This is a genomic window from Neolewinella aurantiaca (assembly GCF_008014675.1).
GTDB classification, from domain to species: Bacteria; Bacteroidota; Bacteroidia; order Chitinophagales; family Saprospiraceae; genus Neolewinella; species Neolewinella aurantiaca.
Map to the genome: position 1 here is coordinate 191452 of NZ_VOXD01000005.1, position 13604 is coordinate 205055.

11 protein-coding genes are annotated in these 13604 nt (G+C 52.6%); 7 read left to right on the plus strand and 4 right to left on the minus strand.

Annotated features, from left to right (window positions below; genetic code table 11):
- Positions 1–3: 3 nt before the first annotated feature.
- The 6 genes from FUA23_RS05145 (at position 4) to ilvA (ending at position 5842) form a co-directional block, all read left to right on the plus strand.
- Complete coding sequence (locus tag FUA23_RS05145; protein ID WP_147929655.1) at positions 4–507, plus strand: metallophosphoesterase family protein; 504 nt, start codon at positions 4–6, stop codon at positions 505–507.
- Between the two features lie 267 nt (positions 508–774).
- Positions 775–1068, plus strand: a complete 294-nt coding sequence (gene gatC, locus FUA23_RS05155; RefSeq protein WP_147929656.1) for an Asp-tRNA(Asn)/Glu-tRNA(Gln) amidotransferase subunit GatC — start codon at positions 775–777, stop codon at positions 1066–1068.
- A 112-nt stretch (positions 1069–1180) separates the two neighbouring features.
- A complete protein-coding gene (locus tag FUA23_RS05160; protein ID WP_147929657.1) occupies positions 1181–1924 on the plus strand; it encodes an ABC transporter ATP-binding protein in 744 nt (247 codons plus the stop codon).
- A 193-nt stretch (positions 1925–2117) separates the two neighbouring features.
- Positions 2118–2969, plus strand: coding sequence for a DUF3667 domain-containing protein (locus FUA23_RS05165; RefSeq protein WP_147929658.1), 852 nt, complete (start codon positions 2118–2120; stop codon positions 2967–2969).
- Between the two features lie 361 nt (positions 2970–3330).
- Positions 3331–4377 carry a ketol-acid reductoisomerase gene (gene ilvC / locus FUA23_RS05170; protein ID WP_147929659.1) on the plus strand — a complete coding sequence of 349 codons (1047 nt, stop codon included), beginning with the start codon at positions 3331–3333 and terminating at the stop codon, positions 4375–4377.
- 208 nt (positions 4378–4585) lie between these two features.
- Positions 4586–5842 carry a threonine ammonia-lyase gene (gene ilvA / locus FUA23_RS05175; RefSeq protein ID WP_147929660.1) on the plus strand — a complete coding sequence of 419 codons (1257 nt, stop codon included), beginning with the start codon at positions 4586–4588 and terminating at the stop codon, positions 5840–5842.
- A 153-nt stretch (positions 5843–5995) separates the two neighbouring features.
- Here the strand turns inward: ilvA and FUA23_RS05180 are convergent, their stop codons facing one another.
- The 4 genes from FUA23_RS05180 to FUA23_RS05195 all read right to left on the minus strand — a co-directional run bounded on the left by FUA23_RS05180 (position 5996) and on the right by FUA23_RS05195 (position 8852).
- A complete protein-coding gene (locus tag FUA23_RS05180) occupies positions 5996–6694 on the minus strand; it encodes a hypothetical protein (RefSeq protein WP_147929661.1) in 699 nt (232 codons plus the stop codon).
- Positions 6695–6802: 108 nt separating this feature from the next.
- Positions 6803–7765, minus strand: coding sequence for an AlbA family DNA-binding domain-containing protein (locus FUA23_RS05185; protein WP_147929662.1), 963 nt, complete (start codon positions 7763–7765; stop codon positions 6803–6805).
- Between the two features lie 105 nt (positions 7766–7870).
- On the minus strand, positions 7871–8353 hold the full coding sequence (locus tag FUA23_RS05190) for a helix-turn-helix transcriptional regulator (protein WP_147929663.1): 483 nt from the start codon (positions 8351–8353) through the stop codon (positions 7871–7873).
- Positions 8340–8852, minus strand: coding sequence for a hypothetical protein (locus tag FUA23_RS05195; protein WP_147929664.1), 513 nt, complete (start codon positions 8850–8852; stop codon positions 8340–8342). The genes FUA23_RS05190 and FUA23_RS05195 overlap by 14 nt, the downstream gene beginning before the upstream one ends.
- A 184-nt stretch (positions 8853–9036) precedes the next feature.
- Between FUA23_RS05195 and FUA23_RS05200 the strand changes: the two genes are divergently transcribed.
- Entirely contained in the window at positions 9037–12333 is a 3297-nt protein-coding gene (locus FUA23_RS05200; protein WP_147929665.1) for a UvrD-helicase domain-containing protein, read from the plus strand.
- The last annotated feature ends 1271 nt before the right edge of the window (positions 12334–13604 follow it).

The window sequence follows — 13604 nt, forward strand, 5'->3', positions numbered from 1 at the left end:
ACCATGAAGATAGGCCTCCTCTCCGACACCCACTCTTACCTCGATCCCCGCGTTTTCGACTACTTTGCCGACTGCGATGAAGTCTGGCACGGAGGTGATGTCGGCGATGAATCCCTCCTCGACGAGCTGGAAGCCTTCAAACCTCTCCGTGGTGTCTACGGCAACATCGACGATACGGCCGTTCGGCGGCGACTGCCCCTTAACCTCGATTTTGAAGTAGAAGGCCTGCGGGTGTTCATCACGCACATCGGCGGCTACCCCGGCCGTTACACGCCCCGCGTCCGAAAATTGCTGGACGAAATAAAACCCGGTCTCTACATCTGCGGCCATAGCCACATCCTGAAGGTAATGATGGACAAAAAACGCCACTGCCTCCACATGAACCCCGGCGCCTGCGGTAAACACGGCTTCCACAAAATGCGGACCTTGCTGCGCTTCGACGTCGAGAACGGCCGGGTGGAAAACCTGGAAGTGATCGAGCTGGGGTTACGAGGGAAAGCGGACTGAGTCGGGAGTCGGGAGTCGGGAGTCGGGAGTCGGGAGTCGGGAGTCGGGAGTCGGGAGTCGGGAGTCGGGAGTCGGGAGTCGGGAAAATAATTTTTTTATGGTAAAGATCCGTAAGTTAAAATCACCTCCCTGTGCATGGTTACCTGCGTTAAAGCCGGTTCTGTAGGAGGCGAGAGGGAGATCCCTACACCTTCTTGTGACACACGCCATAGCAGCCTGTTCGGAGCATCTATCATTCCGTACATTACATTTGTCGAAAAAAGTACCATGACCGTAGACGATGCCCTAATATCGCGTTTAGCGAAACTCTCCCGCCTCTCTCCTACCCCGGAGCAGTCCGTGAAGCTGCAACGTGACCTGAAAAACATTCTGGGTATGGTGGAAAAGCTGGACGAATTGGAGCTCGACGCCGTGGAGCCGCTTCGCTACGTCACCGGAGTGGAAAACGTTCTGCGCCCCGATGAAGTATCCGGCCACATCGATCGCGACCGCGCCCTGGAGAATGCTCCCGACGCAGACGTAGAAGGTGGGTTTTTCCGGGTCCCCAGAGTTATTGAATAGATTGCTGGTTCTTTGATCCGTTGGATCCTCAGAATATCGGGAGCCTCTCCCCCATCAGTCTTTACGACAACTGCTAAAACACCAACAAACTAAAGAACTAAAATACCAATTGATGTCCCATCCCGTAATTCAGATCCACGATCTTACCAAGACCTATATTATGGGTCAAACCAAGGTTCACGCCCTTCGTGGCATCGAGTTGCTCATCAATACGAATGAGTACGTTGCACTGATGGGACCTTCGGGCTCCGGGAAATCAACCCTGATGAACCTGCTCGGATGCCTGGATACGCCAACCGCCGGCCGCTACGCACTGGACGGTAAGGATGTCTCCAAAATGGACGACACGGAACTGGCCCGGATCCGCAACGAAAAGATCGGCTTCGTCTTCCAGACGTTTAACCTTTTGCCGCGCCAGACTACGCTGGAGAACGTCGCCCTTCCCCTCGTCTATGCGGGCATCAGCCGTAAGGAGCGCGAAGCGCGCGCCCACGAAGTGCTCACCTCCGTTGGCCTCGGAGACCGGACCGGACACCGCCCCAACGAACTCTCGGGTGGTCAGCGGCAGCGCGTAGCGATTGCCCGCGCCCTCGTCAACAACCCCAAGATCATCCTTGCGGATGAGCCTACCGGCAACCTGGATACCAAAACGAGTATCGAAATCATGGAGATTTTCGAGAAGATCCAGGCCGAAGGCAACACCGTTATCGTCGTTACCCACGAGCCCGACATCGCCGAGCACGCCCACCGCATCGTCCGTTTGCGCGATGGATACGTTGAAAGCGACGAGCGTAACAAAGAGATCAGACTCGCCAGTGACCCCGACCACCGCTACAAGCAAGGACTCAGCCTTTAGGTTCGGCTAAACTGTTCCAAGACGCGTAGCTTTTTATAGTGCTTCATCTTCTGGTCAAAGGCCATGAAATCAGGATGCAGAACACAGAGATCAGAACCCCGCAAACTGCGGATTTCTGCCCGTGGCCTGCATATTGTGTTCCGAACACTGCCTTGATTATATTCCAACCACTACGTAAGCTACCTTAGCCCTCATGTCAACCACCTGCCTGAACTGCCAGACTGAATTTACCGGCAACTTTTGCCCGGAATGCGGCCAACGGTCGAATGTGGAGCGGTTCACGTTTCCGTATTTCTTTTCCCGCGAGTTCCTTTCTGCTACCTTCAATCTGGAGCGGGGCTTCTTCCATACCTGCCTCAACCTTGCTTATCGCCCCGGACACATGATCCGGGAATACCTTAGTGGCCGGCGGAAGGAGTATTTCAACTTCATTACCTTTTTGCTGGTACTACTGACCGTTGAGGCGGTGCTCTGGTCATTGGCCTACAACTCCCCGGCGGAGTTTATGCGGCAACAAATCCATGACCAGATGGTGAAAACAGGGTCGAATTTGGCGGACAACCTGACTTCAGCCGATGTCATATCAGTCCTGGCCAATCAAAAGTTCCTCTTCATCTTAGCCATCCCGTTAGCGGCGGCGGTTCCGTGGCTCGTGTTCAAACGTACTGGCTTCAATTACCTGGAGCACATTATTGCGGTCTGCTTCCTGCTCGCCATGAATACCCTGCTTGGTATGACTATGGGAATACTGGGCTTGTTTCCGCTTGATTTCGGAATTTACAGCGGAATTTATATGGTCATTGCCAACGTAATACTGGTATTCGACTTCGCCCTGTACTGGCAACTCTCCAGGCAAACGAAGTACACCAACGGCGGGCGGTTATGGAGAACACTCGCAGCAGGGCTATCCGTGCTCATTGTGATCAGCATGACCCTCCAGTTCGCCATTGGTATTTTGGTAGGATATAAGGGAAAAATGGAAGCAGACGAACAACAGATCGAAGTTCCGCTGGCGCAGCCGGAGGCAGAACCGACCGTTGATTAGGCTATCCTTACAACCGGTTCGTAAGGCAGTCAGGTGGCGCGGCCGCAGGTGCAAAGAAGAGGTTTGGGGGCGATGCGCTTTCAGAAAACGCACTTTGCATCCTGCGGCCGCGCCTGCACAGCTTGTAGAAAGTAATGAGTTGATTTACCACATGTTTCTGGGTGTTTGCACACTTCGGTCCTGCGGCTTTCGTCTGACCAAATACACTTCTGACCCGAGCGAAGCAAGCATCGATTTGCCGAGCACTACCCACTACATTCTACCCTATGCCCACTCTCTTACCCATCGTAATTATCTTAAGTTTTACCCTAAGCCAGTTGCGCCTCCTTTCGCATATTTGCAATCCAATAAATAATAAGATATGGCAATGCTGAATTTTGGCGGCACCGAAGAAAAGGTCGTCCTGCGTGAAGAATTCCCCCTGGAGAAAGCCCGGGAAACCCTCAAAGACGAAACCATCGCGGTGATCGGTTACGGTGTACAAGGCCCCGGCCAGAGCATGAACCTGCGCGACAATGGTTTTAACGTAATCGTAGGCCAGCGCAAGGGCGGTGCCAGTTGGGACAAAGCCGTCGCTGACGGTTGGATTCCCGGTGAGACACTCTTCCCCATCGAAGAAGCTGCCGAAAAAGGCACCATCATCCAGTACCTCCTCTCCGATGCAGCCCAGATCGAAGTTTGGCCAACCCTGAAGCCCTACCTCACCCCCGGTAAGGCACTGTACTTCAGCCACGGCTTCGGCATCACTTACAACGAGCGCACCGGCATCGTTGCTCCCGAAGGTGTAGACGTAATCCTCGTTGCTCCCAAAGGCTCCGGTACTTCCCTCCGCCGGATGTTCCTCGCCGGCCGCGGACTCAACTCCAGCTATGCTATCGCCCAGGACGCTACCGGTCGTGCTTACGACCGCGTGATCGCTCTCGGTATCGGCGTTGGCTCCGGCTACCTCTTCGAAACCGACTTCAAACGCGAAGTATACTCCGATCTCACCGGCGAGCGCGGCACCCTGATGGGTTGCATCCAGGGCATCTTCGAGGCTCAATACAGCGTTCTGCGCGAAAACGGCCACAGCCCTTCCGAAGCCTTCAACGAAACCGTGGAAGAACTCACCCAGAGCCTCATGCCACTCGTTGCCGAAAACGGAATGGACTGGATGTACGCCAACTGCTCCACCACCGCCCAGCGCGGCGCGCTGGACTGGAAAGACAAGTTCCGCGACGCTACCCGCCCCGTCTTCGAAGAGCTCTACAAGAGCGTCGCCTCAGGCGAAGAAGCACAGCGTAGTATCGACTCTAACAGCCAGGACGACTACCGCGTCAAGCTGGAAGCAGAACTGAAAGAACTCCATGACTCCGAAATGTGGCAGGCCGGCCGTACCGTGCGTGGCCTCCGCCCGGAAAACAACTAGATTGCTGTAGTTGCAATCTGTTTTACTCCACGGAGTGATTCCCCTCTCCGGAGGAAAAACAAATCACGTAGCGCCGGTAAAGCCCATGGGCATTACCGGCGCTTTTGTACCAAAAACTACCTCCCCTGTCCGGCCGCCAGAGCAGGAATCGGGAATCCGATCCTTCCCCGTGTGGCAGTCAAAGCAAGAATCAAATATTGAGAATCCCATGCCCGCAAAACTGATTTCAGTAGAAGAAATAATGCGCGCCCGTCGGCGCCTCCGCAACGTAGCTTTGCACACGCCTCTGCAACGCAGCCCCCGGCTCAGCGATCATTACGGAGCAGAAATTTACCTGAAACGTGAAGATTTGCAGGCTGTACGCAGCTACAAAATACGGGGTGCCTACAACAAGATGGCTAAGCTCTCAGCGGAGCAGAAAGAACGCGGCATCGTGTGCGCAAGTGCGGGTAACCACTCGCAGGGCGTTGCCATGGCCTGTCAGCTGATGAAAGTGAAAGGTGTGATCTTCATGCCCGCCGTAACCCCCATGCAGAAAGTGAATAAAGTGCGCTCCTTCGGCAAGGAATACGTCGAGATCGTGCTCACCGGAGACACTTTCGACGATGCTTACGCCGAGTCTATCAGAGCGATGGAAGAGCGCGGGCTTACCTACGTTCACCCGTTCGATGACCGGGACACCATTGCTGGCCAGGGAACCGTAGGGCTGGAAGTTCTCGACGACGCCCCCCGCCCCGTGGATTACCTGCTGATGGCCATCGGTGGCGGCGGCCTGAGCGCCGGTGTTGGGAGTGTATTCGCCCAGCTCAGCCCCGAAACCACGCTCTACGGCGTGGAACCGGAAGGAGCACCCGCGATGTACGACAGCCTGGAGAAAGGAGAGGTCGTAACGCTGGGCAAGATCGATAGCTTTGTGGACGGCGCCGCAGTGCGCCGGGTGGGAGCCAACAACTTCCCCATCGTACAGGAAGTCGTCGAGTCCGTAATGCTCGTCCCCGAAGGCAAAGTCTGCCAAACGATGTTGGAACTTTACAACGAAGACGGCCTGGTGGTGGAGCCCGCCGGCAGCCTCTCGGTCGCGGCCCTCGACCAACTCGCCGCCAAGCACGACCTGACCGGCAAAACGATCGTCTGCGTTATCGGCGGCGGCAACAACGACATCACCCGCACGGCGGAAATACAGGAACGGGCCTTGCTCTACGCCGGCCTGAAGCACTACTTCATCGTCCAGTTTCCGCAACGGGCGGGTGCGCTGCGCGATTTCCTGAACATCCTTGGCCCTGAAGACGACATCACCCACTTCGAGTACACCAAGAAACACAACCGGGCCTCGGGGCCGGCGCTGGTCGGGATTCAACTTGGCTCGCAGGCTGATTTCAAGGCGCTCGTGAAACGGCTTACGGATGGAGGAATCCGGTTCGAGCATATGAACGACCAGCCGCTGTTGTTCCAGATGTTTGTGTAAAGTCTCCCCCTTCTTCATGGGAAAGGGAGTTTTGAGAACGTCGGAAGCGCTTGTAAAATGCAGCCCTATGCAGAATTGTTGTCGGCCTCGGGCCATTAGTAATCCGGCGCGGCCGCAGGTACAAAGCCGGTTAAAAAACCAGTCGCTCCTCCGCTAGCAAATCATCAACAGGCGGCGCTTCCCGTCCGCCTCCAGGGGTGCACGGTGCAGACAGGGAAGTACCTCACTCTCCGGATGATCAATCGCCAGGCGCCACATATGCCCGACGCCCAGATTGATCGGGCGTGCCTCCGGCAACGCCTGGTAGTGGAGGTCGAAGTAGTTTTCCTTCAGGAAATCTTCAAAACCTTCCTCCTCTCCGCCGTAGAGTTCCCTCAGCTTTTCACGCAGCTCGGGTACCAGAATTTTCTGGACGCCCTGGTCGTTCGGCAATATATCGCTGGCCGCGCCGTGGTAAGTACACAGAATAGTATCGGTAGGTACCGGAGAACAGTCTACGTGATAGGAATAAACATCGGTTGGGAAGGCCAACGAGCTGTCGTCCCTCTCATAGCATCTGATTACGTTCAGGACGGGGTCGGCGCCGTAGTCCTGCAGTAGTTTCAGGTCATTCAGCAGCGTTTTTCGGGCGAGCTGGCCTTGCTCGCTCAGTTCGAGCGCCATCAACTCTTCCTCGCCGAGGGTAACGATGTCTTCCGCCACATCCACCTTTTCGACAATTTCGGCGAAGTCGCCCTCCAGATTGCGGCTCCAGCAGATGGCGTTGGTGTCGCCTTTGAAGGGAGTGGTGGTTAGGAGTTTGAAGGTGTTTGTTTTTTGGATTTGGGGGGTAGAGGGAGAGGAGATTGGCATGGTTGGATGGATGCAGAGAATTCGTAGAAGACAATTCCAACTGTAGCGCAACTTAATGCCTCGTTGCAGTTGGGCGAGTTTTGAAATTTAAGTGGCGTGCACTTACATTCAGCGAACAGAACAATGCTCAGGTTTAAGCATATCTTCTTTACTTATTGTTATTTTTCTTTTTACCAATTCCATGTTCTCAGCAATCAATTCAAACTCCAAAATTATATCGCAAAAATCTTCCATTCTTAGGAATGAAAATTCTCCTCTAATTCGGTCAACTTCGAGAAGAACATTTGGATAGATAACTATATCATTTCCACCTGAATATTCTCGGTAACATCTAGTTCCGTTTATTTTTTTGAGTCCAATATGTCCATTCCCATTGAGTCCATGCTCTGCAAATTTATATGCTAGATTCATCTGAACAAATAGGTAAGGGAATTTCGCAATAGCTTTTCCTTTATTTTCCACAGCAAATACGATTTCCGCTCTAAATTCATTTTGTTCTGCTCCGATTCTCCTCCAAGACATGTCACTAATTTTAATGTCTAACATCGGAGATTTATCCCTAGCGAACATATCCGTAATATCGTAATGTTCGGCAATGTAAAAACTATCTCCACTTCTTTTGTAATAATGCTTATCAGAATAAAGCGCCATATGAGGCGCAACCCTGCTTTTTGGAACAAATGTCTTAATAAATCCTCTATCGCCTTCGGACTCCAACAGGATAATTTCATGTCTGACACCTTCAATAGTAGGAACTACTGATTGCCCTTCAAGAGAATTGAGTCGATTCGAGAATTTTTTCAATTCATTAATTGGTTTTAGTCTCGTCGCACAATCAACTCCATTATTCATAGCTGCTTCTATCCCCCAAATTAATATTCCACCATCAGAATTGGCGAATCCTGAGAGACACTTTGATAGATTCTTTTTATCAGAATTTCTATTTTTATCATTAAAATTTAAATGGACCGCTCTTTTAAATTCTAAATGAACATCTTCCTCTCTTTTATCCTTAACGAATCTCTTTAATTCTTCAAGGTCAATTTCATCAAAATATTTTTCTAAACTCATCTTAATTAATTTTTAAACAAGTATGCCCGAAACCATCACACCTGCAACAGTGTCTAGAACAATGTGATTGTCAAAAGAACTTAACTTTGTGATAACCTACACCCCTCACTCAATAAGCTCCAAAAGACTATACTCCTCATAAGAAGCCGAAGACCGCATATAAGCCGAAAGCTCATTCTTAGACTCAATATGAAGCCAAATAACCGGACTGATACTAAATATCTTACCCGTCTTTATTGCCAGATCAGGATTAATTTTCCGTCGTCCTTTAAGCGTAGCAATCAAGTTAGAGTAATCGTAATCGATGTATTCTGAAAATCTCTTCTTACTGATTCCTGTTGCCTTAAGAAGCTTCTCGATAAAGCTTCCTGCAGGAATTATGTCAGTGTTATCATTGTCTGACAGGTAAGACTCCATCTGGAATCTCAGCGAAATAATCTTGTTTTCGACGATCGCAGACTCAGTCTGACTTTTATTATGGTTGACAATAGCATCTTTCAATGCTTTAAACGATTGGCTATTCATGTTGACCAGACTTTCACCTAATCCGTTGACACCACCGGGATTAACAATCTTATTCTTCTTCATTTTCTGCTAGTTTTATTGTTAAGTATTTCTTCATCAGTTCCTTACCAGCTTGAGGGTCAAAGAACATCTTCTGGCCCATTGCAAAAGTTGCACCGTACTTCTCTTGATACAACTCAATCAATTGGGTTTTGCTCTCAAACGATAGGTAGCCTAAGTAGTAGTTCTTTCCTTGCTCGAAGCTTTTATAACAACCGAAGGCTATTAATCCTCCGGCAACATTGTCGTATTTTCCTTCGCTACCATAGTTATGAGGAGCTACTTCAATGTTGTTCATGTACAACATTTCCTCATTGATGAAAGTAAGCATGAGCATTCCTTCGACTGTATTAGGCTCTTCGACTGTTGACAACTTGTAAAACTCAGCCCCTTCCGTTTTCCCGAGCTTCTTCCAAGTGAACTGCCAACCATCTCGCTTTGAAGGTAATTCTGCTTTACTTGCTTTGGTGATTAGACCTTCAATTAGCTCACCGCTTTCTACTTCCTTGAGGTTAACTCGCATCTGTTGTTATTTCATCGCAAAGATACGGTCTTAAAACGACAGCAACAACTTAAATAGTGTCAAATTTAGACTATTTTAAACACCTCTTCCCTGCTCCAAAACCTTCCCCCCGCACCTGCGGCCCCGCCCTGAAAACTCCGCTTACTACCCTACAAATCAGCCGACAGACCTGTACCTTCGCCCCATGCCCCTGAAAAACCTGAAACTGATCTCCGCCGGCGCCGGCTCCGGCAAAACGTACCGCCTGACCCAGGAAATGACCGCGCTGCTCACCTCTGGTGCAGCGCGTCCTTCCGGCATCATTGCCACCACCTTCACCAAACGGGCTGCTGCCGAACTGAAAGAACGCGTACGGGTAAAGTTGCTGCGGGAAGGGATGACGCAGGAAGCCAACGAACTCAAGAACGCCCTGATCGGTACCGTCCACGGGTTGGGCGTGAAGCTGCTGAAGCGCTTCGCATTCGAGGCCGGGGTGTCTCCGCAGGTAGACATTATTGCCGACGAAGACCACCAGCGGCTCTTTAACCTGAGCATGGCCGCCGTCATTAAGGTGGAAACCATCGAGGAAATCGAAGAACTGTGCGATAAGCTCGGCCTGAGCCTCGACGGCGAAAAATTCAACTGGCGCAAAGAAGTACTGCGGGTGGTCGACATCATCCGGGGCAACAACTTCGATGCCGACGCCATCGCCAAAAGCAAGCGTAAATCGTGGGAAGAACTGGCTAAAATCCTGCCGCCGGTCAACGCTAAAATAACGGATGAGTCCTTCCGGTCGCGGCTGAAGATTGCCCTGTCAGAAACCATCGCCGCACTGGAAGCCAACGAAGACGTGGACGCAACCAAAGTCACCGCAACCGGCAAAAACACCCTCAAGCGACTCTTCAGCCAACTCAACCGCAAAGGGTACCTCCCCTGGTACGAACTCTGCAAACTGGCGAACTTCAAAGCAAAAGGCGTGGGCGCCAAGAGCCGCGACCTGGTTGACCCCATTGTGGAAATCGGTCAGCTTCACCCTACCCTTTCGGCCTTCCAGAACGATTTGCACCGTTACCAGGACCTCATCTTCGACTGCGCCGAAGCCGCCATCGCTGAATACGATAAATACAAGAAAAACCGGGGCAGGATCGATTACACCGACATGGAAGTACTCGTCCTTGGCTTACTGGACAACCCCTCCGTACAGGAAACCCTCCGCCGCGAGCTGGACCTCCTGATGGTCGATGAATTTCAGGACACTAGCCCGATTCAGCTCGCGTTGTTTCTGCGCCTGAGCGAACTGGCGAAACAGTCCGTTTGGGTTGGTGACCCCAAGCAATCCATTTACGGATTCCGGGGAGCAGAACCCCGGCTCATGAAGGCCGTAATGAACGCCAATGGCCCGGTAAACCCGGCCAACATCCAGAAGAAAAGCTGGCGGAGCCGCGAAGATGTGGTCTACGCCTGCAACGCCATCTTTACGAAGGCATTCCCCGACATCACCGAAGAAGCGGTAGTCCTCGACCCCGTACGGACCCGAGAAGGAAGCGAACTCGCTCCGGCGGAGAGCCCTGAATTTGCCGAACGCTCAGGTATCATGCACTGGCATTTCGAACTGGACGGCAAAGGGCGCATCTCTAAGTCATGGACAATGGATGTGCTCGCCAAAGCCATCACCGAATTGCTCGAAAACCCGCCCCTGATTCTCCCGAAAGGCAGCGACGAAGAACGACCACTGATTGCCGGAGACATCGCCATCCTTTGCCGGACTAACTACGGATGTGTAGAAATGGCCTCCGCACTCGCCAAGCAGGGCCTACCTGCCGCCATCGCCCGTACCGGTTTGTTACAAACCGCTGAATCGACGCTGATCCTCGCCTGCCTGAAGTACCTCCTTAATTCGTCCGACAGCCTCTCCGTGGCGGAGATTCTGCTCTTCGGCAGCCGCCACGACCTCCCCAATATCATTGATTCCAGGCTTGACTTCCTCGAGGAACAGGACGATGACAGCAAACAAGACCGACCTGCCCGCTGGGAAGAAAACGACCCTTTCATCAGCATCCTCGACGGGTTGAGGACAAGTACCGGCGAACATTCCACCAGCGAAATGATCAACCTGCTGCTGGAACGCCTCGACCTGAGGCGTGTCATCGTTGCCTGGGGTGATGGAGAACAACGGCTCAGCAACGTAGACGAGCTCCGCCGGCTGGCGGTGGCTTACGAAGACAATTGCCACCGGCTGCACCGCGCGGCCTCGCTGGGTGGTTACCTTCTTTACCTCGACCAACTGCTCCGCGCCGAAAAAGACGCACAGGGCGCCAGCGAACGGCCCGAGGCCGTTAACGTCCTCACCTACCACCGCAGTAAAGGACTCGAATGGCCTGCAGTTGTGGCGATGAACTTGGACCAGAAACTGAGGGCAGATGTGTGGGGTATCTCCGTTGAGGCGGAAAAAGAAGAAGTAGACCTGAGTCGCCCCCTGGCCGACCGCTGGTTGAAGTACTGGGTCAACCCCTACGGCCGCCAGACCAAGGGCGTTGATTGGCTCGAAGCCCTGAGCGAAAGCCAGTGGCAGGTGCGTTCCACCGATGCCGCAACGGCCGAAGAAGCACGGCTCCTCTACGTCGGTTTCACCCGCGCCCGCGACTACCTGATCCTGCCCACGAACAAAGACGGAGCTCCCTGGCTAGACCGCGCCTTTGCGCGCGGCGGCGGCACGGTTCCTGTCCTGACGCCCGATTCTACCGATGCGCCCTTCGACTGGGGCGGCAAGGAGGTAAACAAATTTCTTCAGACCTGGACGGAGCCGCGCAACCTGCCTTCGGCGGAGCTCGGCTACACAGCAGTTCCCTTTATCGACGAGCTGCGGGAAGGAAGAAAAACCTATCCTGATGGCTTCGCATCGCCGGAATGGCGGCTGGACAATTACGGCGGCGGAACGCTCGCCCGCCAACACCGGTATTTCTCTCCGTCAGCCCCGGACCCCGCCACCGATGAACGGCTATACGGGCAGGCTATCGGAAATTTCCTCTCGGGTATGCCGACTCAACTCGATCCGGCCATACAGATCGAACGCGCCGCAAGCCTGCTGGAAAATTACCTTCCCGGAGGAGAAACAGACCCGCAGGAAATGGTGAACCAGGCAACGGCTTTCTCTGACTGGCTGAAGCAAAACTACCCCACAGCGACGGTTCGCCGCCGCGTACCGCTCAACTTTCAGATCAGCAACAAACAAATTCATCTTACCGCCGACTGGCTGCTCGAGCTCGACAACGACCAACTGGTCTTGATTCAGGATGTCTATCAATCTGGCAAACAATTTGATAAGCAGAGCGCACAGCACGTAGCAGATCTGGCGCTGACGCAGGATGCAGTGCGGAGTTTGACGGGCAAGGTGGTTGCGGAAAGCTGGTTGCACCTCCCGGTAATGGGCTGCGTGTGGAACAGTTCTGCCTCTGTTGCGGTGAAGGCTTCAGTTGGTGAACAAGGGTCTTTGTTTACTTAATTCGCAGTTCCCTGAATGGGCATAAAGGGAAGAGTTCGGTCCTCGCATCGATGGAGGAGTTTTTCTCCGATTAGCTCCGCATCACATCTCGTCTTACCATGCCTACCGGCGGCCCTCAATGCCGAACTTCAGTTTTTCAGGAGAGTCGGACCGGATCGGGATGCTAAATATTCACTCAACAATCAAAGTGTAGAGTGCAAAATGCAGAGTTCAGTCCCTCTTGGTTAGGCCTTGGCACCGGCAGTGGAATCCGGTTTTTGAAGCCGTTAAAAAATGGAAACTGTCTGAGCGTTCCCGAAGCCCAAAAATCTGCACCAAAGATTTCGACCAACCAACAAGCCAGGAAACAACCCAACCAACGCCGACGCGAGTTTTTCCATTTTAGGCTTCAGAAATTGGATTCCACGATCAGCCGGTGGCATAGCCTTGATTTTTTGGTTCGTTTTTTATCAAGAAAAAATGAACGGGCCTAAGGGAAAGAGCTCAGTCCTCAGACACCGGTGGAGAAGTTTCACTCCGATTAGCCCCGCATCACATCTCGTCTTACCTTGCCTGCCGGCGGCCTTCTTTGTCAGGGCAAAGAAGCAAACCCCTCAGGCTGTGTCCCCGGCTGATCAATAATCCGGTCACTGCTGGCCTAAAAAGCAAAAACTCGCCTCAAACTGATCCTTCGAAGTCTGGAACTATCGGAAGTCGAAGCCCTTCGGAAATGCAGCAACTCTGTGTTGGCTCATACAACTTGCTTTTCTTAACGGCCACCAGCAACCGCATTAGTGGCCGGGGCCAAGGCCGAAGTAGCTGCGCAATGAAAATAGTCGAAGGCATCGATGGAGGAGTTTTACTCCGATTAAATCCAACCCGTCAATCAAGCAACCTGAAGTCGCTAATCCCTGCTATTCACCGGAGGTGAAGGCGGCCGGACCAAAGCTTATACTTGATGCTCCAACTTCCGTAATTGAAAGCAAAGCACAGAACTCCGACACTCCGCCTTCGGCCTTGGCACCGGCAGTGGAATCCGGTTTTTGAAGCCGTTAAAAAATGGAAACTGTCTGAGCGTTCCCGAAGCCCAAAAATCTGCACCAAAGATTTCGACCAACCAACAAGCCAGGAAACAACCCAACCAACGCCGACGCGAGTTTTTCCATTTTAGGCTTCAGAAATTGGATTCCACGATCAGCCGGTGGCATAGCCTTGATTTTTTGGTTCGTTTTTTATCAAGAAAAAATGAACGGGCCTAAGGGAAAGAGCTCAGTCCTCAGACACCGGTGGAG

What these genes read in the sequence shown, in the direction of transcription:
- FUA23_RS05145 (WP_147929655.1), top strand. Translation starts at nt 4, where the DNA reads ATGAAGATAGGCCTCCTCTCCGACACCCACTCTTACCTCGATCCCCGC.
- gatC (WP_147929656.1), top strand. Translation starts at nt 775, where the DNA reads ATGACCGTAGACGATGCCCTAATATCGCGTTTAGCGAAACTCTCCCGC.
- FUA23_RS05160 (WP_147929657.1), top strand. Translation starts at nt 1,181, where the DNA reads ATGTCCCATCCCGTAATTCAGATCCACGATCTTACCAAGACCTATATT.
- FUA23_RS05165 (WP_147929658.1), top strand. Translation starts at nt 2,118, where the DNA reads ATGTCAACCACCTGCCTGAACTGCCAGACTGAATTTACCGGCAACTTT.
- ilvC (WP_147929659.1), top strand. Translation starts at nt 3,331, where the DNA reads ATGGCAATGCTGAATTTTGGCGGCACCGAAGAAAAGGTCGTCCTGCGT.
- ilvA (WP_147929660.1), top strand. Translation starts at nt 4,586, where the DNA reads ATGCCCGCAAAACTGATTTCAGTAGAAGAAATAATGCGCGCCCGTCGG.
- FUA23_RS05180 (WP_147929661.1), bottom strand. Translation starts at nt 6,694, where the DNA reads ATGCCAATCTCCTCTCCCTCTACCCCCCAAATCCAAAAAACAAACACC.
- FUA23_RS05185 (WP_147929662.1), bottom strand. Translation starts at nt 7,765, where the DNA reads ATGAGTTTAGAAAAATATTTTGATGAAATTGACCTTGAAGAATTAAAG.
- FUA23_RS05190 (WP_147929663.1), bottom strand. Translation starts at nt 8,353, where the DNA reads ATGAAGAAGAATAAGATTGTTAATCCCGGTGGTGTCAACGGATTAGGT.
- FUA23_RS05195 (WP_147929664.1), bottom strand. Translation starts at nt 8,852, where the DNA reads ATGCGAGTTAACCTCAAGGAAGTAGAAAGCGGTGAGCTAATTGAAGGT.
- FUA23_RS05200 (WP_147929665.1), top strand. Translation starts at nt 9,037, where the DNA reads ATGCCCCTGAAAAACCTGAAACTGATCTCCGCCGGCGCCGGCTCCGGC.